The organism is Streptomyces sp. NBC_01451 (assembly GCF_036227485.1).
Lineage (GTDB): Bacteria > Actinomycetota > Actinomycetes > Streptomycetales > Streptomycetaceae > Streptomyces.
Map to the genome: position 1 here is coordinate 1,912,319 of NZ_CP109479.1, position 20,676 is coordinate 1,932,994.

21 protein-coding genes and 1 pseudogene are annotated in these 20,676 nt (G+C 70.6%); 16 read left to right on the forward strand and 6 right to left on the reverse strand.

Annotated features, from left to right (window positions below; translation table 11 throughout):
• Window positions 1-117 precede the first annotated feature (117 nt).
• From OG595_RS08145 to OG595_RS08200, 12 genes are all read left to right on the forward strand, one after another.
• Window positions 118-690, forward strand: a complete 573-nt coding sequence (locus OG595_RS08145; protein ID WP_329269471.1) for a GNAT family N-acetyltransferase — start codon at window positions 118-120, stop codon at window positions 688-690.
• Between the two features lie 150 nt (window positions 691-840).
• A complete protein-coding gene (locus OG595_RS08150) occupies window positions 841-924 on the forward strand; it encodes a putative leader peptide (protein ID WP_309486338.1) in 84 nt (27 codons plus the stop codon).
• Window positions 925-1,103: 179 nt separating this feature from the next.
• Window positions 1,104-2,798, forward strand: a complete 1,695-nt coding sequence (locus OG595_RS08155; RefSeq protein ID WP_329269473.1) for a nitrite/sulfite reductase — start codon at window positions 1,104-1,106, stop codon at window positions 2,796-2,798.
• Entirely contained in the window at window positions 2,795-2,974 is a 180-nt protein-coding gene (locus OG595_RS08160) for a hypothetical protein (protein WP_329269475.1), read from the forward strand. The genes OG595_RS08155 and OG595_RS08160 overlap by 4 nt, the downstream gene beginning before the upstream one ends.
• Window positions 2,971-3,681: a phosphoadenylyl-sulfate reductase gene (locus OG595_RS08165; protein WP_329269478.1), complete on the forward strand. Its 711-nt coding sequence runs from the start codon at window positions 2,971-2,973 to the stop codon at window positions 3,679-3,681. Before OG595_RS08160 ends, OG595_RS08165 begins: the two co-directional genes overlap by 4 nt.
• Window positions 3,681-4,262: an adenylyl-sulfate kinase gene (gene cysC, locus OG595_RS08170; protein WP_329269480.1), complete on the forward strand. Its 582-nt coding sequence runs from the start codon at window positions 3,681-3,683 to the stop codon at window positions 4,260-4,262. The genes OG595_RS08165 and cysC overlap by 1 nt, the downstream gene beginning before the upstream one ends.
• Window positions 4,259-5,200 (forward strand): sulfate adenylyltransferase subunit CysD, encoded by a 942-nt coding sequence (gene cysD / locus OG595_RS08175; RefSeq protein ID WP_329269482.1) that lies wholly within the window; start codon window positions 4,259-4,261, stop codon window positions 5,198-5,200. Before cysC ends, cysD begins: the two co-directional genes overlap by 4 nt.
• A 2-nt stretch (window positions 5,201-5,202) precedes the next feature.
• A complete protein-coding gene (locus OG595_RS08180) occupies window positions 5,203-6,531 on the forward strand; it encodes a sulfate adenylyltransferase subunit 1 (protein WP_329269484.1) in 1,329 nt (442 codons plus the stop codon).
• A gap of 280 nt (window positions 6,532-6,811) precedes the next feature.
• On the forward strand, window positions 6,812-7,909 hold the full coding sequence (locus tag OG595_RS08185) for an ABC transporter substrate-binding protein (protein ID WP_329282726.1): 1,098 nt from the start codon (window positions 6,812-6,814) through the stop codon (window positions 7,907-7,909).
• Between the two features lie 35 nt (window positions 7,910-7,944).
• The gene (locus tag OG595_RS08190; protein WP_329269487.1) at window positions 7,945-8,730 is read left to right on the forward strand and encodes an ABC transporter ATP-binding protein; all 786 of its coding nucleotides are present in this window, start codon (window positions 7,945-7,947) and stop codon (window positions 8,728-8,730) included.
• Window positions 8,717-9,634: an ABC transporter permease gene (locus tag OG595_RS08195; RefSeq protein WP_329269490.1), complete on the forward strand. Its 918-nt coding sequence runs from the start codon at window positions 8,717-8,719 to the stop codon at window positions 9,632-9,634. The genes OG595_RS08190 and OG595_RS08195 overlap by 14 nt, the downstream gene beginning before the upstream one ends.
• A 4-nt stretch (window positions 9,635-9,638) precedes the next feature.
• On the forward strand, window positions 9,639-10,400 hold the full coding sequence (locus OG595_RS08200) for a sirohydrochlorin chelatase (RefSeq protein ID WP_329269492.1): 762 nt from the start codon (window positions 9,639-9,641) through the stop codon (window positions 10,398-10,400).
• A 52-nt stretch (window positions 10,401-10,452) separates the two neighbouring features.
• Here OG595_RS08200 and OG595_RS08205 read toward each other — a convergent pair whose 3' ends face one another.
• Window positions 10,453-11,499, reverse strand: a complete 1,047-nt coding sequence (locus OG595_RS08205; protein ID WP_329269495.1) for a ketopantoate reductase family protein — start codon at window positions 11,497-11,499, stop codon at window positions 10,453-10,455.
• A gap of 49 nt (window positions 11,500-11,548) precedes the next feature.
• On the opposite strand from OG595_RS08205, the gene OG595_RS08210 reads away from it, so the two are divergent.
• Window positions 11,549-12,385 carry an aldo/keto reductase gene (locus tag OG595_RS08210; RefSeq protein WP_329269497.1) on the forward strand — a complete coding sequence of 279 codons (837 nt, stop codon included), beginning with the start codon at window positions 11,549-11,551 and terminating at the stop codon, window positions 12,383-12,385.
• 1 nt (window position 12,386) lies between these two features.
• On the opposite strand, the gene OG595_RS08215 is transcribed toward OG595_RS08210, so the two are convergent.
• Together OG595_RS08215 and OG595_RS08220 are read right to left on the reverse strand one after the other, a co-directional pair.
• A complete protein-coding gene (locus tag OG595_RS08215) occupies window positions 12,387-12,827 on the reverse strand; it encodes a nuclear transport factor 2 family protein (protein WP_329269501.1) in 441 nt (146 codons plus the stop codon).
• A 5-nt stretch (window positions 12,828-12,832) separates the two neighbouring features.
• Window positions 12,833-13,414: a DUF1697 domain-containing protein gene (locus OG595_RS08220; RefSeq protein WP_329269503.1), complete on the reverse strand. Its 582-nt coding sequence runs from the start codon at window positions 13,412-13,414 to the stop codon at window positions 12,833-12,835.
• Between the two features lie 234 nt (window positions 13,415-13,648).
• Between OG595_RS08220 and OG595_RS08225 the strand changes: the two genes are divergently transcribed.
• The gene (locus OG595_RS08225) at window positions 13,649-15,910 is read left to right on the forward strand and encodes an MMPL family transporter (protein ID WP_329269506.1); all 2,262 of its coding nucleotides are present in this window, start codon (window positions 13,649-13,651) and stop codon (window positions 15,908-15,910) included.
• Window positions 15,911-16,001: 91 nt separating this feature from the next.
• Here OG595_RS08225 and OG595_RS08230 read toward each other — a convergent pair.
• A pseudogene (locus tag OG595_RS08230) lies at window positions 16,002-16,247 on the reverse strand (glycosyl transferase); the annotation flags it as partial.
• A gap of 408 nt (window positions 16,248-16,655) precedes the next feature.
• On the opposite strand from OG595_RS08230, the gene OG595_RS08235 reads away from it, so the two are divergent.
• Window positions 16,656-17,522, forward strand: coding sequence for a phosphotransferase enzyme family protein (locus OG595_RS08235; RefSeq protein ID WP_329269509.1), 867 nt, complete (start codon window positions 16,656-16,658; stop codon window positions 17,520-17,522).
• Between the two features lie 116 nt (window positions 17,523-17,638).
• Here the strand turns inward: OG595_RS08235 and OG595_RS08240 are convergent, their stop codons facing one another.
• Window positions 17,639-18,541: a LysR family transcriptional regulator gene (locus tag OG595_RS08240; protein WP_329269511.1), complete on the reverse strand. Its 903-nt coding sequence runs from the start codon at window positions 18,539-18,541 to the stop codon at window positions 17,639-17,641.
• A 94-nt stretch (window positions 18,542-18,635) separates the two neighbouring features.
• On the opposite strand from OG595_RS08240, the gene OG595_RS08245 reads away from it, so the two are divergent.
• Window positions 18,636-19,622 (forward strand): DMT family transporter, encoded by a 987-nt coding sequence (locus tag OG595_RS08245; RefSeq protein ID WP_329269514.1) that lies wholly within the window; start codon window positions 18,636-18,638, stop codon window positions 19,620-19,622.
• A 219-nt stretch (window positions 19,623-19,841) separates the two neighbouring features.
• Here OG595_RS08245 and OG595_RS08250 read toward each other — a convergent pair whose 3' ends face one another.
• The gene (locus OG595_RS08250) at window positions 19,842-20,564 is read right to left on the reverse strand and encodes a 3'-5' exonuclease (protein ID WP_329269516.1); all 723 of its coding nucleotides are present in this window, start codon (window positions 20,562-20,564) and stop codon (window positions 19,842-19,844) included.
• Window positions 20,565-20,676: the final 112 nt, after the last annotated feature.

Consider the following 20,676-nt stretch of genomic DNA (forward strand, 5'->3'; position numbering starts at 1 on the left):
AGATTCCGGAAACCGCCGGGAAACCGGGGCGTGCGAGCGCCCCGGCAGGGCGGCGGGGAACCGTGGGACGAGCCCCCGACGGATCCGCGGCGGGCGGACCGTGTTTCCCTGGCTGTCATGAGCAACATCGCCGTGACCACCTGGTCCCTGGAACAGACCGCGCCGACCGACCTGCTGCCCGCAGCCGGGCCCGACGGGGACGTCGTCGTCGTCCGCGCCGAAGTACCCTCCCCCGAGTTCAGCCGCTTCCTGTACGCCTCCGTCGGCGGCGACATCCGCTGGACCGACCGGCTGGCCTGGACATACGCCCGCTGGCAGGAGTATCTGGAGCGCCCGGGCGTGGAAACCTGGGTCGCCTACGACCGGGGCACCCCGGCCGGGTACGTGGAGTTCGAGCCCCAGGACGACGGGGCCGTGGAGATCGTCTACTTCGGGCTGATCCCCGCCTTCCGGGGCCGCCGGATCGGCGGGCACCTGCTGTCGTACGGGGCCGCCCGGGCCTGGGACCTCGGAGAACGGTGGCCGGGGCTGACGCCGACGAAGCGGGTCTGGCTGCATACATGCAGCAAGGACGGGGAGCACGCGATGGACAACTATCTGCGTCGCGGCTTCGCCCTCTTCGACACCAGGGTCGAGGAGGAGGCGGAGGTCTCCGCACCCGGCCCCTGGCCGGGGGCGCACCGTATCTGACCTGCTCAGGAGCGGTCTGCCGGCAGGCGTTCGACCTGTCGTGAGCGTGCCATGTGATCGATGACACCCTCGTCTCGCTGTACGAGACAAGGGTGTCCGAATGACGGACAATGCTGGACTGTGTCCAGATCGCCGTGACACGCTTCCGTCATGTCTGGAACTGGGATTGCCTTGGTGAGTCGGCGGCACGTCGACCTCGGCCGCATGTCCAGCGCCATCTGTCCGGCGAGCTGAAGAGCCCTCAGCACCGCCGATCCTCTCCCCTTTGCCTCAGCCCGCGCAGAGCCGCGCGGGTCTGACCATGCGCCCGTAAGCGCAGGTAAGAGCCGCCCACCCGCCACCCGACCGCCGCCCCTCATCGACGGCGCTTCGCACCGGCCCCTTCCCGCTGCTGTCCCGGAGGACGTAGAACCATGGCCGCCACCCCGCAGAACCCTGCCGCCGCGCCCCGCCGCAAGGTGAGCCGTCACCGTGGTGAGGGTCAGTGGGCCGCCGGACACTTCACCCCCCTCAACGGGAACGAGCAGTTCAAGAAGGACGACGACGGTCTCAATGTGCGGACACGCATTGAGACGATCTACTCCAAGCGGGGCTTCGACTCGATCGACCCCAACGATCTGCGCGGCCGGATGCGCTGGTGGGGCCTGTACACCCAGCGCAAGCCCGGGATCGACGGCGGCAAGACCGCGATCCTGGAGCCGGAGGAGCTGGACGACAAGTACTTCATGCTGCGCGTCCGGATCGACGGCGGCCGGCTCACCACCGCCCAGCTGCGGGTCATCGGCGAGATCTCGCAGGAGTTCGCGCGCGGCACGGCCGACCTCACGGACCGGCAGAACGTCCAGTACCACTGGATCCGCATCGAGGACGTCCCCGAGATCTGGAACCGCCTCGAAGCCGTCGGCCTGTCCACCACCGAGGCCTGCGGTGACACACCGCGCGTCATCCTCGGTTCGCCGGTCGCCGGGATCGCCGAGGACGAGATCATCGACGGCACGCCCGCCATCGAGGTGATCCAGCGCCGGATCATCGGCAACAAGGACTTCTCGAACCTGCCCCGCAAGTTCAAGTCGGCGATCTCCGGCTCGCCGCTGCTCGACGTGGCGCACGAGATCAACGACATCGCGTTCGTCGGTGTGGAGCACCCCGAGCACGGCCCCGGTTTCGACGTGTGGGTCGGCGGCGGCCTGTCCACCAACCCGAAGATCGGCCAGCGCCTGGGTGCCTGGGTCCCGCTGGACGAGGTCCCGGACGTCTACGAGGGCGTCATCTCGATCTTCCGCGACCACGGCTACCGGCGGCTGCGCACCCGCGCCCGCCTGAAGTTCCTGCTCGCCGACTGGGGCGTGGAGAAGTTCCGCCAGGTCCTGGAGGACGACTACCTGAAGCGCAAGCTGACCGACGGCCCGGCCCCGGCCCAGCCCGTCGAGCGCTGGCGCGACCACGTCGGTGTGCACCGCCAGAAGGACGGCCGCTTCTACGTCGGTTTCGCCCCGCGTGTGGGCCGCGTGGACGGCACGATCCTCACGAAGATCGCCGAACTGGCCGAGGCCCACGGCTCGGGCCGCCTCAGCACCACCGTCGAGCAGAAGATGATCGTGCTCGATGTCGAGGAGTCACGGATCGACTCGCTCGTCGAGGGCCTGGAGGCGCTCGACCTGACCGTCAGGCCGTCCCCGTTCCGGCGCGGCACGATGGCCTGCACCGGCATCGAGTACTGCAAGCTCGCGATCGTCGAGACGAAGGCGCGCGGCGCCTCCCTGATCGACGAACTGGAGCGCCGTATCCCGGAGTTCGACGAGCCGATCACCATCAACATCAACGGCTGCCCGAACGCCTGCGCCCGTATCCAGGTCGCGGACATCGGCCTCAAGGGCCAGTTGGTCCTGAACGACGCGGGCGAGCAGGTCGAGGGCTTCCAGGTCCACCTGGGCGGCGCCCTCGGTCTGGAGGCCGGTTTCGGCCGCAAGGTCCGTGGTCTGAAGGTGACTTCGGACGAGCTGCCGGACTACGTCGAGCGTGTGCTGAAGAACTTCCAGGCGGAGCGCGAGGACGGCGAGCGGTTCGCCACATGGGCGGCCCGCGCCTCCGAGGAGGCACTGTCGTGAGCGAGCGCGCCGCCCCCTTCTACTGCCCCTACTGCGGCGACGAGGACCTGCGCCCGAACGACCAGGGCCACGGCGCCTGGGAATGCGGAGCCTGCAACCGAGCCTTCCAGTTGAAGTTCCTTGGGCTCCTCGCCCGCGGACTTCAGCACCGGGAAACCGGAGGGGACGACAAATGACGACGGTTCAGCAAGACCGTACGACGGACGACCTGAAGGCACTCGCCGAGCAGGCGGGACGTGACCTGGAGGACGCCTCCGCGCTGGAGATCCTCAGGTGGGCCACAGCCACCTTTGGTAAAAAATTCTGCGTGACCTCCTCCATGGAGGACGCGGTGGTCGCCCACCTCGCGTCCCGTGCCATGCCCGGCGTCGACGTGGTGTTCCTCGACACCGGCTACCACTTCCCCGAGACCATCGGCACCCGCGACGCGGTCGAGGCCGTGATGGACGTCCGCGTCCTGACCCTCACCCCGGTCCAGACGGTCGCCGAGCAGGACGCCGAGTACGGGCCGAAGCTGCACGACCGCGACCCGGACCTGTGCTGCAAGCTGCGCAAGGTCGAGCCCCTGGAACGCGGCCTCAAGGGGTACGCGGCCTGGGCGACCGGCCTGCGCCGCGACGAGTCCCCGACCCGGGCGAACACCCCGGTCGTCGGCTGGGACGAGAAGCGGCAGAAGGTCAAGGTCTCCCCGATCGCCCGCTGGACGCAGGACGACGTGGACGCGTACGTCGCCGAACACGGCGTACTGACCAACCCGCTGCTGATGGACGGCTACGCGTCCGTCGGCTGCGCGCCCTGCACCCGCCGGGTGCTGGAGGGCGAGGACGCGCGCGCCGGCCGCTGGGCGGGCCGCGGCAAGACCGAGTGCGGGCTGCACGGCTGATGCCCCAGACCGAGACCGCGACCCCCGAGGACCAGGAGATACCAGTGACGACCGGAGCCACCGTATGGCTCACGGGTCTGCCGAGCGCCGGCAAGACCACCATCGCGTACGAACTGGCCGGCCGGCTGCGCGAGGAGGGCCACCTCGTCGAGGTGCTGGACGGCGACGAGATCCGTGAGTTCATCTCGGCGGGCCTCGGCTTCAGCCGCGAGGACCGGCACACGAACGTGCAGCGCATCGGCTTCCTCGCCGAACTGCTCGCCCGTAACGGCGTGAAGACGCTGGTCCCGGTGATCGCGCCGTACGCGGACAGCCGCGAGGCCGTGCGCAAGCGGCACCAGGAGAGCGGCACGGCGTACGTCGAGGTGCATGTGGCGACCCCGGTCGAGGTGTGCTCCGTACGCGATGTGAAGGGTCTGTACGCCAAGCAGGCGGCGGGCGAGCTGACCGGGCTCACCGGGGTCGACGACCCCTACGAGGAGCCCGAGACGCCGGATCTGCGGATCGAGTCGCAGGACCAGACCGTCCAGGAGTCCGCGGCGGCCGTCCACGCGCTGCTCACCGAGAGGGGACTGGCATGACGACGCCCGTTGTCAAGGTGCACGGGGGCCCGACCGACGCCCCGTACACCCTCTCCCACCTGGACGCCCTTGAGTCCGAGGCGGTGCACATCTTCCGTGAGGTGGCGGGTGAGTTCGAGCGGCCGGTGATCCTGTTCTCCGGTGGCAAGGACTCCATCGTCATGCTGCACCTGGCCCTGAAGGCGTTCGCGCCGGCGGCGATCCCCTTCTCGCTGCTGCACGTCGACACCGGGCACAACTTCCCCGAGGTCCTGGAGTACCGCGACCGGGCGGTGGCGGCTCATGGGCTGCGGCTGCACGTCGCCTCCGTGCAGGAGTACATCGACCGCGGAGTGCTGAAGGAGCGTCCGGACGGGACCCGCAACCCGCTCCAGACGCTGCCGCTGACCGAGAAGATCCAGGCGGAGAAGTTCGACGCCGTCTTCGGCGGCGGCCGACGCGACGAGGAGAAGGCCCGGGCGAAGGAACGCGTGTTCTCGCTGCGGGACGAGTTCTCCCAGTGGGACCCCCGCCGCCAGCGCCCCGAGCTGTGGAATCTGTACAACGGGCGGCACGCGCCCGGCGAGCACGTCCGGGTGTTCCCCTTGAGCAACTGGACCGAGCTGGATGTCTGGCAGTACATCGCCCGCGAGGGCATCGAGCTGCCGGACATCTACTTCGCGCACGAGCGTGAGGTGTTCCAGCGGGCCGGGATGTGGCTGACCGCCGGTGAGTGGGGCGGGCCCAGGGCGGACGAGACCGTCGAGAAGCGGCAGGTCCGCTACCGCACGGTCGGCGACATGTCCTGCACCGGAGCCGTCGACTCGGACGCGAGCACGCTGGCCGACGTGATCGCGGAGATCGCCGCCTCCCGGCTGACCGAGCGGGGCGCCACCCGCGCCGACGACAAGATGTCCGAGGCCGCGATGGAAGACCGCAAGCGCGAGGGGTACTTCTAGCCATGAGCACGACCACGGAACTCTCCGAGACCACGCTCCTGCGGTTCGCCACCGCCGGTTCCGTCGACGACGGCAAGTCCACCCTCGTGGGGCGGCTGCTGCACGACTCCAAGTCGATCCTCACCGATCAGTTGGAGGCCGTCGAGCGCGCCTCGGCGAGCCGCGGCCAGGAGGCCCCCGACCTCGCCCTGCTCACCGACGGCCTGCGCGCCGAGCGCGAGCAGGGCATCACGATCGACGTGGCGTACCGCTACTTCGCCACCCCGAAGCGCCGGTTCATCCTCGCCGACACGCCCGGCCACGTGCAGTACACCCGCAACATGGTGACGGGTGCCTCCACGGCCGAGCTGACGGTGATCCTGATCGACGCCCGCAACGGCGTCGTCGAGCAGACCCGGCGGCACGCCGCCCTCGCGGCGCTGCTGCGTGTCCCGCACGTGGTCCTCGCGGTCAACAAGATGGACCTGGTCGGCTACCAGGAGTCCGTGTTCGCCGCCATCGCCGAGGAGTTCACGGCGTACGCGCTGGAGCTGGGCGTCCCGGAGATCACCACGATCCCGATCTCGGCGCTGGCCGGCGACAACGTGGTGGACCCGTCCGCGAACATGGACTGGTACGGCGGGCCGACCTTCCTGGAGCACCTGGAGACGGTCCCGGTCGCCCACGACCTGAGCCACTGCCACGCCCGCCTCCCCGTGCAGTACGTGATCCGGCCGCAGACCGCCGAACACCCCGACTACCGGGGTTACGCGGGCCAGATCGCCGCCGGTTCCTTCCGCGTCGGCGAGTCCGTGACGGTCCTGCCGTCCGGCCACGCGTCGAAGATCGCCGGTATCGACCTGCTCGGCGTGCCGGTCGACATCGCGTACACCACGCAGTCGGTGACCGTCCTGCTGGAGGACGACATCGACATCTCGCGCGGCGACCTGATCGTGCCCAGCAAGGACGCGCCGCCGACCACGCAGGACGTCGAGGCGACCGTGTGCCATGTCGCCGACGCACCGCTGACGGTCGGCCACCGGGTGCTCCTCAAGCACGGCACCCGCACGGTCAAGGCGATCGTCAAGGACATCCCGTCCCGTCTCACGCTCGACGACCTGTCCCTGCACCCGCACCCGGGACAGCTCGTCGCCAACGACATCGGCCGCGTGAAGATCCGCACCGCGGAGCCGCTGCCCGTCGACTCGTACGCCGACTCCCGGCGCACCGGTTCGTTCATCCTGATCGACCCGAACGACGGCACCACGCTCACCGCGGGCATGGTCGGCGAGTCGTTCGCGTCCCCGGAGCCCGTCAAGGACACCACCGAGGACGACGGGTGGGACTTCTGACATGAGATCCACCGATTTCTACTCCACGTTCGCGAAGGAGGGCGGCCGCGTCGGCAGCGGCGTCCTCGGCAGCGGGCAGGGCGGGGTGGCGCGATGTGCGTGCTGACGTACGCGCACCGCCTGCGCGCCCTGTCCCCCCACCGGACGTCCCGACATCGACGAAGACCTGCCGACCTCCCGGCCACGACCTGAGGGCGTGACCGCCGGGCCTCCGAGAGGAAACCCTCCCGTGCCTGCCAACCTCCCCCTTTCTCGACTTCGCTCGAATGGGGGCACCCCCATCGCCCTCCTCCGCCGCAGCCTCGCCGCAGTGGCCGTGCTCCCCCTTCTGACGCTCGCCGCCTGCGGTTACGGGTCGGAATCGACGGACGACAGCTCCAAGGCGAAGGTCGCCGCCGGTGCCCAGAAGGTCGACGGGCTCGGCTCCGTCAAGATCGGTTACTTCGGCAACCTGACGCACGGCACCGCGCTGGTCGCTGTGAACAAGGGCTACTTCCAGAAGGCGCTCGGCGCCACGGAAGCGAAGTACCAGGTCTTCAACGCCGGCCCCTCCGAGATCGAGGCCCTCAACTCGGGCTCCATCGACATCGGCTGGATCGGCCCCTCCCCGGCGATCAACGGCTACACCAAGTCCAAGGGCACCAACCTCCGCATCATCGGCGGTTCGGCGTCCGGTGGTGTGAAGCTCGTCGTCAACCCGAAGAAGATCAAGTCCGTCAAGGACGTCAAGGGCAAGAAGATCGCCACCCCGCAGCTGGGCAACACCCAGGACGTGGCGTTCCTCAACTGGATCGCCGACCAGGGCTGGAAGGTCGACGCGGAGAGCGGCAAGGGCGACGTGTCGGTCGTCCGCACCGACAACAAGGTCACCCCCGACGCCTACAAGTCCGGCTCCATCGACGGCGCCTGGGTGCCGGAGCCGACCGCGTCCAAGCTGGTCGCCGAGGGCGCCAAGGTGCTGCTCGACGAGGCGGACCTGTGGCCGGACAAGAAGTTCGTGATCACGAACATCATCGTGTCGCAGAAATTCCTCAAGGAGCACCCGAAGGCCGTCGAGGCGGTCCTGAAGGCCTCCGTCGACACCAACAAGTGGATCAACGCCAACTCCGACGCGGCGAAGGCCGCTGCCAACGCGCAGCTCGCGATCGACTCCGGCAAGGCGCTGAAGCCCGAGGTCATCGACCCGGCGTGGAAGTCCATCCAGTTCACCAACGACCCGCTGGCCTCCACCCTCAACTCCGAGGCGGAGCACGCGGTCAAGGCCGGTCTGCTGGAGGACCCGCTGCTCAAGGGCATCTACGACCTCACGCCTCTCAACAACGTCCTGAAGGCCGCGGGCGAGAGCCCGGTCGACGACGCCGGTCTCGGCGTCCAGTAGTCCCGATCCCCGAGAGCTCCCAGGAGGTGACGACCATGGCCACCGCGATCGCCAAGGCCGAACAGGCCGAGTCAGTCGAGTACGCCGCCCGAATCGAGCACGTATCGAAGTCCTTCGCCGGGCCCGCCGGGCAGCAACTCGTCCTCGACGACATCACGCTCGATGTCGCACCGGGTGAGTTCGTCACCCTCCTGGGGGCCTCGGGCTGCGGCAAGTCCACACTGCTCAACCTCGTCGCCGGTCTCGACGACCCGAGCGCCGGCAGCATCAGGACCGACGGGCGTCCTGCCCTGATGTTCCAGGAGCACGCCCTCTTCCCGTGGCTGACCGCGGGCAGGAACATCGAACTCGCCTTGAAACTGGGGGGAGTTCCGAAGAACGAGCGGCGCGGGCGCGCCGACGAGCTGCTCGCCCTCGTCCGGTTGCAGGGCTCGTACGACAAGCGGGTGCACGAGCTGTCCGGCGGTATGCGCCAGCGGGTCGCACTGGCCCGGGCGCTGGCGCAGGAGAGCCGACTCCTGCTGATGGACGAGCCGTTCGCGGCGCTCGACGCGATCACGCGTGACGTCCTGCACGACGAGCTGACCCGGATCTGGGCCGAGACGGGCGTCTCCGTCCTGTTCGTCACGCACAACGTGCGGGAGGCGGTACGGCTCGCGCAGCGCGTCGTCCTGCTGTCGTCCCGGCCGGGCCGGGTGGCGCACGAGTGGACGGTCGACATCCCGCAGCCGCGCCGCATCGAGGACGCCCCCGTGGCCGAACTGTCCATCGAGATCACCGAACAACTGCGTGGGGAGATCCGCCGTCATGGCCAGCAGTGACACGAAGTCGGGCCCGACGGACACCCAGGACCGGTCCGACAGCAACCAGCAGACCGGCGGCCTGGAGGCCGGTCTGGACGCCCTGGAGAACGTGGCCACCACGCGCACGCCCTTCTCGGTGACCTTCCGCGCCAAGATCCTTCCGCCGCTCGTCGCAACCGGCGTGGTGCTGCTGGTCTGGCAGGCACTGATCACCTTCAACGTCGTCAGCGACCCGACCAAGCTGCCCTCGCCCGGGGACGTGGCGGCCGAGTTCAAGGACGCCTGGCTGGAGGGCAAGCTCCTCGGCTACATCTGGACCAGTGTCGAGCGCGGTCTGCTCGGCTTCCTGCTGGCGCTGGCGATCGGGACCCCGCTGGGTCTGGTCGTGGCCCGGGTGAAGTTCGTCCGGGCGGCGATCGGACCGGTCCTGTCGGGTCTCCAGTCGCTGCCGTCGGTGGCCTGGGTGCCGCCGGCGGTCCTGTGGCTGGGTCTGAACAACTCGATGATGTACGCGGTGATCCTGCTCGGCGCGGTCCCGTCCATCGCCAACGGCCTGGTCTCCGGCATCGACCAGGTGCCGCCGCTGTTCCTGCGGGCGGGCCGCACGATGGGCGCGACCGGCTGGAAGGGCGCCTGGCACATCGTCCTGCCCGCCTCGCTGCCGGGCTATCTGGCCGGTCTGAAGCAGGGCTGGGCGTTCTCCTGGCGCTCGCTGATGGCGGCGGAGATCATCGCCTCCTCGCCCGACCTGGGCATCGGTCTGGGCGCGCTGCTGGAGAACGGCCGCAACGCCAGCTCCATGCCGATGATCTTCGAGGCGATCTTCCTGATCCTCTTCGTCGGTATCGCCGTCGACCTGCTCATCTTCAGCCCGCTGGAACGACGGGTGCTGCGCAGCCGCGGTCTCCTGGTGGCGAGCTGAGCCCATGCACAAGCAGCCGGTCCGCCCCGTCCTCGTGGTCGTCGCCCACGGCAGCCGCGACCCGCGGCACGCGGCGACCGTGCACGCCCTCGTGCGGCGCGTACGGTCGCTGCGGCCGGGGCTGCGCGTGGAGACCGGCTTCCTGGACTTCAACATCCCTTCCGTACAAGGGGTGCTGGAGTCCCTGGCGGCGGAGGGCGTCCGTGACGTGGTCGCCCTCCCCCTCCTCCTGACCCGCGCCTTCCATGCCAAGGCGGACATCCCGGCGGTCCTGCGGGAGGCTCCGGGGCGGCTGAACATCCGTCAGGCGGATGTGCTGGGCCCGTCCCCGCTGCTCCTCTCGGCGCTCGAACGGCGCCTGTACGAGGCGGGGTTGACGCCCGCCGACAAGTCCTCGACCGGGGTCGTGCTGGCCTCGGCGGGGTCCACCGACCCGGAGGCGATCGCAGTGATCGCTGACATCGCGCGGGAGTGGCGGCACACCGGTTGGTGCGCCGTGCGGCCTGCGTTCGCCTCCGCGTCCCTTCCCCGGACCGAGGACGCCGTACGGGAGTTGCGGGAGCTGGGCTGCGAGCGGGTCGCCGTCGCGCCCTACGTCCTCGCCCCCGGCTTCCTCCCCGACCGCATCGCGCGGGGCGCGGCCCGGGCGGACGTACTCGCGGACGTCCTTGGACCGGCACCCGAGGTGGCCCGGCTGCTGCTGCGGCGCTACGCGGAGGCGGCGGCGCGGGTGCCGTTGCCGGGGCGGGCCCCGGTGAGCGCGTAGGTGTTGTCCCGGCTCGCCCGAATCGCCGTGCGGGCAGCCTGAGTTCGGGTGGTCACTCCTCCGGGTCCCGCCCGTCGGCCGCCGACGGCCGGTCGGACAGTGCCTCGTCCGCGAGCCGTACGAGTTCCGCCGACGGCAGCGACCCCGCCGGCCGCCGTTCCCGTGCGAACGTGTCGGCCAGTCGTTGCAGCAGTTCGTTCAGGGGTGTCGGTACGCCGTGCAGGCGTCCCAGGAACGCGATCTCGCCGTTGAGGTAGTCGGTCTCGACCGTGCCGGTGCCCCGGCTCAGGGACTGCCAGGTGGAGCCGCCGCCGGGCTCGGTGCCGGGCAGCGGCAGCAGAGTGATCCTGTCGCCGCGCCTGGCCTTCGTCTCCGCGGCACTCGCGTACGGGATCCCGGCCGCCGCGAGCACCGACTCGCCCTCGGCGTACACCCGTTGGCGCAGCCGCTCGCTCTCCTCGCTGTCCGCCGCACCGCTGAGCGCCCGGATGGCGTTGCCCAGGTTGGTGAGCAGCTTGGCGTACTGCCAGCGTGCCACGTCCGGTACGACCGGGGCCTCGAACTCCGCCTTCTCCAGGTCGGCGCCGATCCGGCGGACCGTGTCGTCGGTGCCGTGCGGGTAGCGGCCGAGGAAGAGGATGCCGGTGAGGGGGGCGCCCGGGGCGGAGACGATGCCGGGTTCCTCGTAGGCCGCGGGGAGCCAGACGCAGACGCCGTACACCCGCCGGAAGCGGCGCAGCGCGAGTCGCGGGCTCTCCACGCCGTTCTGCGCGCACAGCAACGGCAGCCGTTCGGCCGCCGTACCGCCACCCTCGACGGGCACCGGCCCCCAGGCCGCCAGAGCGGCCTCGCTGTCCTGCGTCTTGACCGCGAGGACGAGTACGTCGTCGGCGCGCAGTTCTCCGAGTCCGGCGGGTCCGTCGACGGTCGGCAGGCGGTACGTGTGCGTCCCGTCCGGTGTGACCAGCCGCAGCCCGTGCGCGCGCAGCGCCTCGTACTGGGCGCCCCGGGCGACGAGCACGACCTCGTGCCCCGCCCCGGCCAGCCGCCCGCCGACGGCACCGCCGACCGCTCCTGCTCCGATGATGACGTAGCGCATGGCGGCCAGCCTGCCATGGTGCGTGCACCGCACAGGTAGCGTCCGTCGCATGGCTTCGGAAAGTTTCACCATCGGCGGCGAGTTCACGGTCCGTCGCCTCGGTTACGGCACGGCCCAGCTGACCGGCCCCGGCTACTGGGGCCCGCGCGGCGGCCCTGACGACGCGGTGGCCGTGCTGCGCCGGGCCGTCGACCGGGGTGTGACACTGGTCGACACCGCCGACAACTACGGCCCCTGGATCGCCGAGGAACTGATCGCCGAGGCCCTGCACCCGTACCCGGCCGGGGTGTTGGTCGCGACCAAGGGCGGTGTCGTACGCACCGGTCCCGACGCCTGGCACATCGACGGCCGGCCGGAGCGGCTGCGCGCGATGTGCGAGGCGAGTCTGCGTCGGCTGCGCCGCGACACGATCGACCTGTACCAGCTGCACCGGCTCGACCCGCGCGTCCCGATGGCCGAACAACTGGGCGCCCTCGACGAGTTGCGCGCGGAGGGCAAGATCCGGCACCTCGGCCTCGACTCGGTGACGGTCGACGAACTGGGCGCGGCACGGGAGTTGGCACCGATCGCGTCCGTCCAGAACCGCTACCACCTCCTCGACCGCTCCTCCGAGCCGCTGCTGAAGCTGTGCGAGGCGCACGGCATCGCGTTCCTGCCGTGGTTTCCGCTGGGCAACGGCGAGTTGGCGTCGGACCCGGTGTGCGCGGAGATCGCCGCCGCGCACGGAGCGACCCCGGCCCAGGTCGCGCTGGCCTGGCTGCTGCACCGCTCCCCGGTGCTCTGCCCGACCCCGGGAACCGGCTCCCCCGTACACCTGGAGGAGAACCTGGCCGCCGGCACCGTACGACTGTCGGGGGACGAACTGGCACGCCTGGACCGCCGGTAGGTCAGCCGACCCCGTCCCCGTCCCCGCTGTACCCGTCGGCGTCGAACGGGGTCGCCTGGTGGAAGTACAGCAGCCAGCCGGCGCCTTCGGTGTTCCGCCGCCACAGCGAACTCCGGTGGGCCCGGCGGCCGTTGCTCTCCGTGTCGAAGGTGAGGTGGACCAGGTCCGGTGCGAGCCGTACGCCCCTCATGCGCGAGACGGCGATGGGGCGGGCGCCCGGTTCGGTGGTCGCGGCGAGGGACTCGATGATCGACGCCCGGTCCCAGTGCCGACCCGAGGCACCGAACTCGTGGAACCCGGGGTGCAGCAGCGCGCCGGTCAGCTCGGGCGAGCGACGGACCTCCGGGTCGAGCAGCCGCAGCTCGGCCTCGATGGCGGCCTCCACCGCGGGGTCGCGCTCCCGGTCACGGTTGAGGCCGGGGTCGAGGTGGAGGTCGGGCATCGGTCTCACTTCCCCCGGGTCTCGTCCTCGGTCAGTTCCACCAGTTTCAGGACGGTGTTCCAGTTGCGGCTGGTCGCGATCAGGCCCTTCAGGTACCGGGGCCTGGCGAGCATCTCGGCGAGTTTGGAGCGGCCGAGTCCGTCGGGTGCGTACAGGTACAGCGCACGGTCGCCGAGCCGGAACTCCTCGGGGAGGTGGGCGGCCTGGTCGATGTCCGCGAAGCGGGTCTCGTCGACCGGGACGGAGAAGTAGGTGACGTGGAGTTGCTTGGCCTCCAACTCGGCTGCGGGGAAAGGGCAGTCGTCCCTGATCGCCCGCAGGTGGGCGTGGTCGCGCACGATGACGTCCACGGTGAATCCGAAGTGCTGCTCGATGGCTTTCGCGATCTCCCCGGCGAGGGAATCCTCGTCCCCGTGACCGGCGGCGAACACGGCGTTGCCGCTCTGGAGGTAGGTCCGTACGGCGTCGTACCCGAGGCCCTCCATCAGGGTGCGCAGCTCGGCCATGGGGACCTTCTTGTTGCCGCCCACGTTGATGCCGCGCAACAGCGCCGCGTAGGTCGTCGTCGCCTGCTTGCCTGTCGTCATCCGCTCACCTTAGGGCTGCCCACCGACAGTCCCCCCTGATGAACCACCCCGAGATCGTCTTTTAGATGTAGGGGGCCGGTGTCCTACCCAGTGGGGAGACGCCGGTACCCGCGGGGAGGACTTCGGCCGACCGCACCTCACCGGCGAGCACGAGGAGATGGTCTTATCCGGCCCATACCTTCGAACTAAAGGTGATGGCAGGGGCTGTCGCCGCTTACGAGGGGGCAGCCCGTCATGGGGAACGGAGAAACGCGGGTACGGGGCATAGCCGCCCGGGCCGGCGGCTGGAGTGCCAAGCATCGCTGGGCGGCTGTCGGGATCTGGGTGCTGTTCGTCGTCCTGGCGATGGGGCTCGGCTCCGCGGCCGGCAGCGTCGAGGTCAAGGAGAGCGACCAGCTGGGGGGCGAGACCCACACGGCCGCCAAGATCATCGAGGATGCCGGGATCGACGAACCCGCGAGCGAGACCGTCCTCATCCAGGCCAAGGGCGCGAGCGTCAGCGCCACGGACGCCGCGTTCCGGGCCGCCGTCGCCGACGTCATGAAGGCGGTCGACGCGACCGGCAAGGTCACGGACGTCCAGTCGCCGTACGACACGGACACCGTCTCGAAGGACGGACGCAGCGCGCTCGTCCAGTTCGACATGCGGGGCGACGCCGAGACGGCGGGCGACCGGGTCGAGCCGGTGCTGAAGGCCGTCGCGGACGTCCAGAAGGACCACTCCGAGCTGCGGATCGAGGAGATCGGCGGCGCCAGTATGAACAAGACGTTCGACGACGCCTTCGGTGACGACTTCAAGAAGGCCGAACTGTCCGCCGTACCGGTGGCCCTCGGCATTCTGCTGATCGCGTTCGGCGCGCTCGTCGCGGCGCTGCTGCCGGTGGCACTGGCGGTCACCGCGATCATGGCGACGATGGGTCTGATGGGCATCGTCAGCCACCTCCAGCCGATGGACGACACCGCGAGTTCCGTGATGCTGCTCGTCGGTCTCGCCGTCGGTGTCGACTACTGCCTGTTCTATCTGCGCCGGGAGCGCGAGGAGCGGGCGGCGGGCCGCAGCCCGGAGGCCGCGATGCAGATCGCCGCGGCGACCAGTGGCCGCGCGATCATCGTCTCCGGTGTCACGGTGTGCGTGGCGATGGCGGGCATGCTGTTCACCGGGCTCGCCACGTTCGAGGCGATGGGACTTGCCTCGCTGATGGTCGTGGCGGTCGCCATGGTCGGCTCGGTGACGGTCCTTCCGGCGCTGCTGTCGCTGCTCGGCGAGCGGGTCGAGAAGGGCCGCATCCCGTTCCTGCACCCGGACAAGCGGCGCGGGAACGGCAACCGCGGCAAGGGCAACGGGGAGAGCCGTTTCTGGACGGCCGTGCTGAAGGTCGTACTCGCCAGGCCCGCCGTCTCACTGGTGGTCGCTGCCGGTGCGCTGCTCGCCGTGGCCGCGCCCGCGCTCGGCATGAAGACCCAGAACCTCACCCTGGACCAGGAGTTCGGCGACTCGCTGCCGATCGTCGGCACCTACAACCGGGTCAACGACGCGTTCCCCGGCGGCTCCGAGCCGGCCGAGGTGATCGTCAGGGCGAAGGACATCAACGCGGCCGAAGTGAAGTCCGCGCTCGCCGACTTCCGTCAGCTGGCGGTCAGTTCGGGCGCCTCGCGCGGCCCGGTGGACATCAAGCTGCACGACGCCGAGAACATCGCCTTCGTGTACGTGCCGCTGGTCGGCGGCTCCGACCTGGACAAGGCGGGCGAGAGCCTGGACAAGCTGCGCGACGAGGTACGACCGGCCACACTCGGCAGGGTCGACGGCGTCGAGGCGCCGATCACCGGGCAGGTCGCGGGCTCGAAGGACTTCAACGACCAACTGGGCGGCGCGGTCGCCCCGGTGTTCGCCTTCGTGGTCGTGTTCGCCTTCCTGCTGATGCTGCTGTCGTTCCGCTCCCTGACGATCGCGATCACCTCGATCGTGCTCAACCTGCTCTCGGTCGGGGCGGCCTACGGCATCCTGGTCGCCGTCTTCCAGCACGGCTGGGGCGCGTCGCTGGTGGGCGCTGAAGGTGTGGGCGCCATCATCACCTGGCTGCCCCTGTTCCTGTTCGTGATCCTGTTCGGCCTGTCGATGGACTACCACGTGTTCGTCGTCTCCCGCATCCGCGAGGCGCACCTGCGGGGCCGTACGACGAAGGACGCGATCCAGCACGGGGTGGTCACCACGGCCGGGGTAGTCACCAGTGCCGCCGTCATCATGGTCGCCGTCTTCGCCATCTTCGGGACGCTGTCGATGCAGTCCATGAAGCAGATGGGTGTGGGCCTCGCGGCGGCGGTGCTCATCGACGCGACGATCATCCGGGGTGTGCTGCTGCCCGCGGTGATGGCACTGCTCGGCGAGCGCAACTGGTACTTCCCGAAGTGGCTGAACCGCCTGCCGGACCTGACGCACGACGAGGCTCCCGAGGCGATTGCGCCGAGGGTGGAGGGCGACGAGCGGATCAAGGTCTGACCGGCCTGATCCCCTCTCGGTCTCCCTCCGGGGAGGGCCCGTCGGTCACTGGGGAGCCGACGGGCCCTCTTCCCGTTCGTACACGGCGCAACAGCTCGGCCTCGATCAGGTCGGCGGCCCGCCGGGTGCCGCCCTCCCCCGCCGTCCCGGCCCGGATCTCCGTGAGCCGCCGGACGACATCCGGATCGTCCACGAGTGCGAGGGCAGCGGCACGCAGCGCCTTGGCGGTCGCCTCCTCCCTGGGCACATGGCGAGCGACCCCGAGCCCCTGCGGCATGCCGGCGCTGCCGAACTGGTCGACGTCCTGCGGTACGGCGATCATTACCGCCGCGGTCGCCTTCACCTGCGCCACCTCACCCCCTCAGGGGCCCCGGCCGGGACACCGTGCCGTCCCGGATCCTCCGAAGGACCATACGTACGACAGCCGCACAAGCGCCCCACGATTCCCCAGCCGTCACCCCGACCGGCGATCACAGGCGCACGCGTCCGCTACACCTCGGCGCGATACCGACAACGGTCGGGCGCGCCGCGCCTGAACCGGATGCGATTCCTCCCCGGCGTGAACGCCAGGGCCTCCTCGCGAGAATCAGGTGAAGCCGCTGCACCCGGCCAAGGGACCGCGCACACGCCCCCACCAGTGCGAATGCGACACTGACCGGCGGATGGCGTGAACCCGACGCCGTTCGCGGACGTACACGGATCTGTAAAGCAGCCGGGTGCGAGGGACTGCGCGGGAGGCGGACGAATGGACGAGGCACTGGCCCGGGACGTACTGGCAACGGCGGGCGTGCTGCCCGGCGCGGCTCCGGACGCACGGCTCCTCGCACTGGGCGAGAACGCGGTGTTCGCCGCCGGTGACCTGGTTGTCAAGGTGGGCCGCGACGCCGAACTCCTCGACCGTGCGCGGCGGGAACTGGACATCGCGCTCTGGCTCGCCGGGGAGGGCGTCCCGGCGGTACGCGCGGCCGACCCGAAGGCACACCTCGTCGAGGGCCACCCGGTGACGGTGTGGCACCGGCTGCCCGATCCCGTACGCCCCGCCGGCCCCCGGGATTTGGCCGAACTCCTGCGGATCGTGCACGCCCTGGCGCTCCCCCGCTCCTTCGTGCTGCCGCCCCGCGAGCTCCTGGGCGGCGTCGAACGCTGGCTGCGGCTCGCGGGCGACGCGATCGACCCGGCGGACGCGGACTATCTCCGCGAGCGCCGCGACGGTTTCGCCACGGCCGCCGCCGCGCTCACCCCGCACCTCCCGCCGGGCCCGATGCACGGCGACGCCCTCCCCCGCAACGTCCACATCGGCCCCGGCGGCCCGGTCCTGGTCGACCTGGAGACCTTCTCCGCCGACCTGCGCGAGCACGACCTGGTGGTCATGGCCCTGTCCCACGACCGCTACGCCCTCCCCGCCGAGTCCTACGACGCGTTCACGGAGGCGTACGGGTGGGACGTACGGGAGTGGGAGGGGTGCGGGACGCTGCGCGGAGCGCGGGAGACGGCGAGCTGTGCGTGGGTCGCGCAGCATGCGCCGGTCAATCCGAAGGCTTCGGAGGAGTTCTCGCGGCGGGTGAGGTCGTTGCGGGAGGGGAATCCGACTGTGCGGTGGTATCCGTTCTGAGCGCCTGGTGAGTGGGGGCTGGGCAAGTGGGGGCTTGGTGATGTCGGGCGTCTACGGGTTGTCTGTGGCTGGTCGCGCAGTTCCCCGCCTCCCGCCCCCCAAAAAAAACCTGGGCGCTACTCCTCGGCCTGGATTGTCTGTGCTGCTCGCCGCAGTTCCGTCAGTACGGTTCGTACCGCCCGGCGGGCTGTTCGTTCCGGGCGGTGGAGGGCGTCGATGCGGCGTCTGGCGCGGACGCCGCTGAGGGGCCTGAGGACGAGAGCGGGGTGCGGGCGGGAGGTCCAGCGCGGCATCAGCGCGAGGCCGCCCCCGGCGGCCACCATCTCCGCCGCCACCGAGAACTCGTTGATGCGATGGGCGAGACGGGGTCGGCGACCCGCCGCGGTGGCGATGGCCTCGATCGTCGCCATCACCGGGAAGCCGTCGTGCACGGCGATCCAGGGCTGGTCGGCCACATCGCCCGGGGTCAGCCGGCTTCTGGCGGCGAGCGGATGGCCGGCGGGCATGGCCACGTCGAGGGGTTCGCGCAGCAGCGGGGTCGCCGTCACCGTGCGCGGCCAGGGCGCGGCGTGGTCCAGACGGTGGGCGAGGACGATGTCGTACTCCCTGGTCAGCGGCGGGAAGTCGTCCTGCGTCACGTCCTTGTCGGCCAGCGCCAGCACCGGCCCGTCCGGCCCGGCGAGGGCCCGCAGCAACAGCGGGAAGAACGCGGCGCCCGCACTGTGGAACGCCGCCACCGACACCTCCCCGTCCGGCCGGTCCAGGAACTCCTCGACGGTGTGCCGGGCCCGCGCCAGCGCCGACTCCACCTCGATCGCCGCACCCGCCAGCGCCTGCCCGGCGTCGGTCAGCACCAGGCGGCGCCCCTGTCGCTCGGTGAGCGGGACCGGGATGGCCCGCTGGAGGAGCCGGAGCTGCTGCGAGATCGCCGAGGGTGTGACGAGCAGCGCGTCGGCGACCGCGGTGACGCTGCCGAGCTCACCGAGTTCGCGCAGGATCCGCAGCTGACGTTCGTCCATGGGGCCAGTGTAGGCGGACCATGTAGCGAGACTAAAAGATCGTTTAAGAAGGTGGTCCTGGCCTTCATGGTTGCCGTCGGTGCACCGTAGTCGCATGTCCGACTCCCGCCGTACCGACGCGGTACTCCTCCTGGTGGCGCTCGTCTGGGGTTCCAGTTATCTGTCCGCCCAGACGGCCACCTCCGCCCTGCCCGTTCTCGTGGTCCTGTTCGCCCGCTACGCCTTCTCCGCGCTCGCCTGCCTCGGCCTGGTCGCCGCCGGGCGGGGCAAGGAACGTGAGCGGGGCACCGGCTTTCGCCTGTGGACCCGGGAGGAGGTGCGGGCCGGGCTGCCGCTCGGGGTCACACAGGCCGCCGTCCTCGTCGTGGAGACGTACGGGGTCGCCCACACCACCGCCGCCAACGCGGGCCTGATCATCAGCCTGACCATCGTGCTCACCCCTCTCCTCGACCGCGCCGGACACCCCGGCGGGCTGCCCCCGGCCTTCTACGCCGCCGCCGGCGTCTGCGTCCTGGCCGTCGGCCTGCTGATGTCCGGCAACGGGTTCCACGCCCCGCGTCTCGGTGACCTGCTGATGCTGGGCGCGGCGCTGATACGGGCCGTCCACGTCGCCCTGGTCGGACGCCTCACCACGGGCCGGCCGATCCGCCCCCTCCACCTCACGACACTCCAGACCGTGATCGGCACGGCTCTGTTCCTGCCGGCCGCCGCACCCGGGCTGCCGGAGCTGGCCCGCGCCGACTCCGGGACATGGTTGCAGTTGCTCTATCTCGCCCTGTTCTGCAGCGTGTTCGCGTTCCTCGCCCAGACATGGGCCGTGCAGCGCACCTCGGCGAGCCGGGCCAGCCTCCTGCTGGGTACGGAGCCGATCTGGGCCGCCGCGATCGGGATCGCGCTGGGCGGCGAGCATCTGACGCCGCTCACGGCGCTGGGTGCGACGCTGATGGTCACGGGCACCTACTGGGGCCAGTCCGTGGAACGCGCCCACCGAGCGGCTCAGGCCAGGTTTCTCGCCCCCGCCGCCCCGACCCGTCCCGTCCTCTCCCTGGAGGCCGCGCCCGCAGACCCCGCAGCGCGCTGAACGCGCCCGTCCTCAAACGCCGGACGGGCCGAGACGTGCAGGCCCACGCTGGATACATACGGCAAACGGGTGAGCGGGTGGGAAACCCGGCCCGGGCCGCAGCGACGTCGCCTGCCGGACGCCGGACGCCGGACGCCGGACGCCGGACGCGCTGAACGGACCTGGGTTCGAGGGCGCCCTGCAAACGGTCTGGAAACGGGCGGGTGGGAGAACTCCCCCTCACACCACCTCGCCCACAACCTCTCGCACGGGCCACGTCCCGTCGACCACCGCGTCGACCTCCCCCTTGCGCCGCAGGAAGCTCTGAAAGTCCGCCGCCCACTCCGCGTACCACTCGATCTGACGCCGGTGCAGTTCCACCGGCCCGAGCGCCGCGACCTTGGGATGCCGCTCGGCTATCGCGCGCGCCAGCCGCGCCGCGGCCAGCGCGTCCGCCGACGCGTCGTGAGCCGCCTCCAGCGCGACGCCGTACTCCCTGCACACCGCTTCGAGGTTGCGCTTGCCGCGCCGGTAGCGGTCGACGGAGCGGTCGATCGTGTACGGGTCGATCACCGGAGCGGGATCCAGGCCGCCGAGCCGCTCACGCAGGGACGGCAGGCCGTGCCGTCGCAACTCGGCGGAGAGCAGCGTGAGGTCGAAGTTCGCGTTGTAGGCGACCACCGGCACGCCCGTCTTCCAGTACGTCGCCAGCACGTCCGCCATCGCGTCCGCGACCTGGTCGGCCGGCCGGCCCTCGCTCGTCGCGCGCTCATTGGTGATGCCGTGCACCGCCACCGCGTCCGCCGGGATCTCCACACCCGGGTCGGCCAGCCATTCCCGATGGCCGAGCGGCTCACCGTCCCTCACCTCGATCACCGCGCCGGTGACGATGCGTGCCTCGCTCGGGTCCGTCCCTGTCGTCTCCAGGTCGAAGCCGATGAGCAGCTCATGGTGCCAGCCCATGCCTGACCCCCCTTCTTGCCTTCTTGGTGGTGCTTTCCCCCAGTGGTCTCCACGATCCCACGAGGCACTGACAACCAGAGGACCGCGTTCCGCTTACGGAAGGCGAGCAGGG

Bases quoted from the DNA above. Each gene is read 5' to 3' on its own strand.
- OG595_RS08145 (WP_329269471.1), top strand. From the start codon at position 118: ATGAGCAACATCGCCGTGACCACCTGGTCCCTGGAACAGACCGCGCCG.
- OG595_RS08150 (WP_309486338.1), top strand. From the start codon at position 841: ATGTCTGGAACTGGGATTGCCTTGGTGAGTCGGCGGCACGTCGACCTC.
- OG595_RS08155 (WP_329269473.1), top strand. From the start codon at position 1,104: ATGGCCGCCACCCCGCAGAACCCTGCCGCCGCGCCCCGCCGCAAGGTG.
- OG595_RS08165 (WP_329269478.1), top strand. From the start codon at position 2,971: ATGACGACGGTTCAGCAAGACCGTACGACGGACGACCTGAAGGCACTC.
- cysC (WP_329269480.1), top strand. From the start codon at position 3,681: ATGCCCCAGACCGAGACCGCGACCCCCGAGGACCAGGAGATACCAGTG.
- cysD (WP_329269482.1), top strand. From the start codon at position 4,259: ATGACGACGCCCGTTGTCAAGGTGCACGGGGGCCCGACCGACGCCCCG.
- OG595_RS08180 (WP_329269484.1), top strand. From the start codon at position 5,203: ATGAGCACGACCACGGAACTCTCCGAGACCACGCTCCTGCGGTTCGCC.
- OG595_RS08190 (WP_329269487.1), top strand. From the start codon at position 7,945: ATGGCCACCGCGATCGCCAAGGCCGAACAGGCCGAGTCAGTCGAGTAC.
- OG595_RS08195 (WP_329269490.1), top strand. From the start codon at position 8,717: ATGGCCAGCAGTGACACGAAGTCGGGCCCGACGGACACCCAGGACCGG.
- OG595_RS08200 (WP_329269492.1), top strand. From the start codon at position 9,639: ATGCACAAGCAGCCGGTCCGCCCCGTCCTCGTGGTCGTCGCCCACGGC.
- OG595_RS08205 (WP_329269495.1), bottom strand. From the start codon at position 11,499: ATGCGCTACGTCATCATCGGAGCAGGAGCGGTCGGCGGTGCCGTCGGC.
- OG595_RS08210 (WP_329269497.1), top strand. From the start codon at position 11,549: ATGGCTTCGGAAAGTTTCACCATCGGCGGCGAGTTCACGGTCCGTCGC.
- OG595_RS08215 (WP_329269501.1), bottom strand. From the start codon at position 12,827: ATGCCCGACCTCCACCTCGACCCCGGCCTCAACCGTGACCGGGAGCGC.
- OG595_RS08220 (WP_329269503.1), bottom strand. From the start codon at position 13,414: ATGACGACAGGCAAGCAGGCGACGACGACCTACGCGGCGCTGTTGCGC.
- OG595_RS08225 (WP_329269506.1), top strand. From the start codon at position 13,649: ATGGGGAACGGAGAAACGCGGGTACGGGGCATAGCCGCCCGGGCCGGC.
- OG595_RS08235 (WP_329269509.1), top strand. From the start codon at position 16,656: ATGGACGAGGCACTGGCCCGGGACGTACTGGCAACGGCGGGCGTGCTG.
- OG595_RS08240 (WP_329269511.1), bottom strand. From the start codon at position 18,541: ATGGACGAACGTCAGCTGCGGATCCTGCGCGAACTCGGTGAGCTCGGC.
- OG595_RS08245 (WP_329269514.1), top strand. From the start codon at position 18,636: ATGTCCGACTCCCGCCGTACCGACGCGGTACTCCTCCTGGTGGCGCTC.
- OG595_RS08250 (WP_329269516.1), bottom strand. From the start codon at position 20,564: ATGGGCTGGCACCATGAGCTGCTCATCGGCTTCGACCTGGAGACGACA.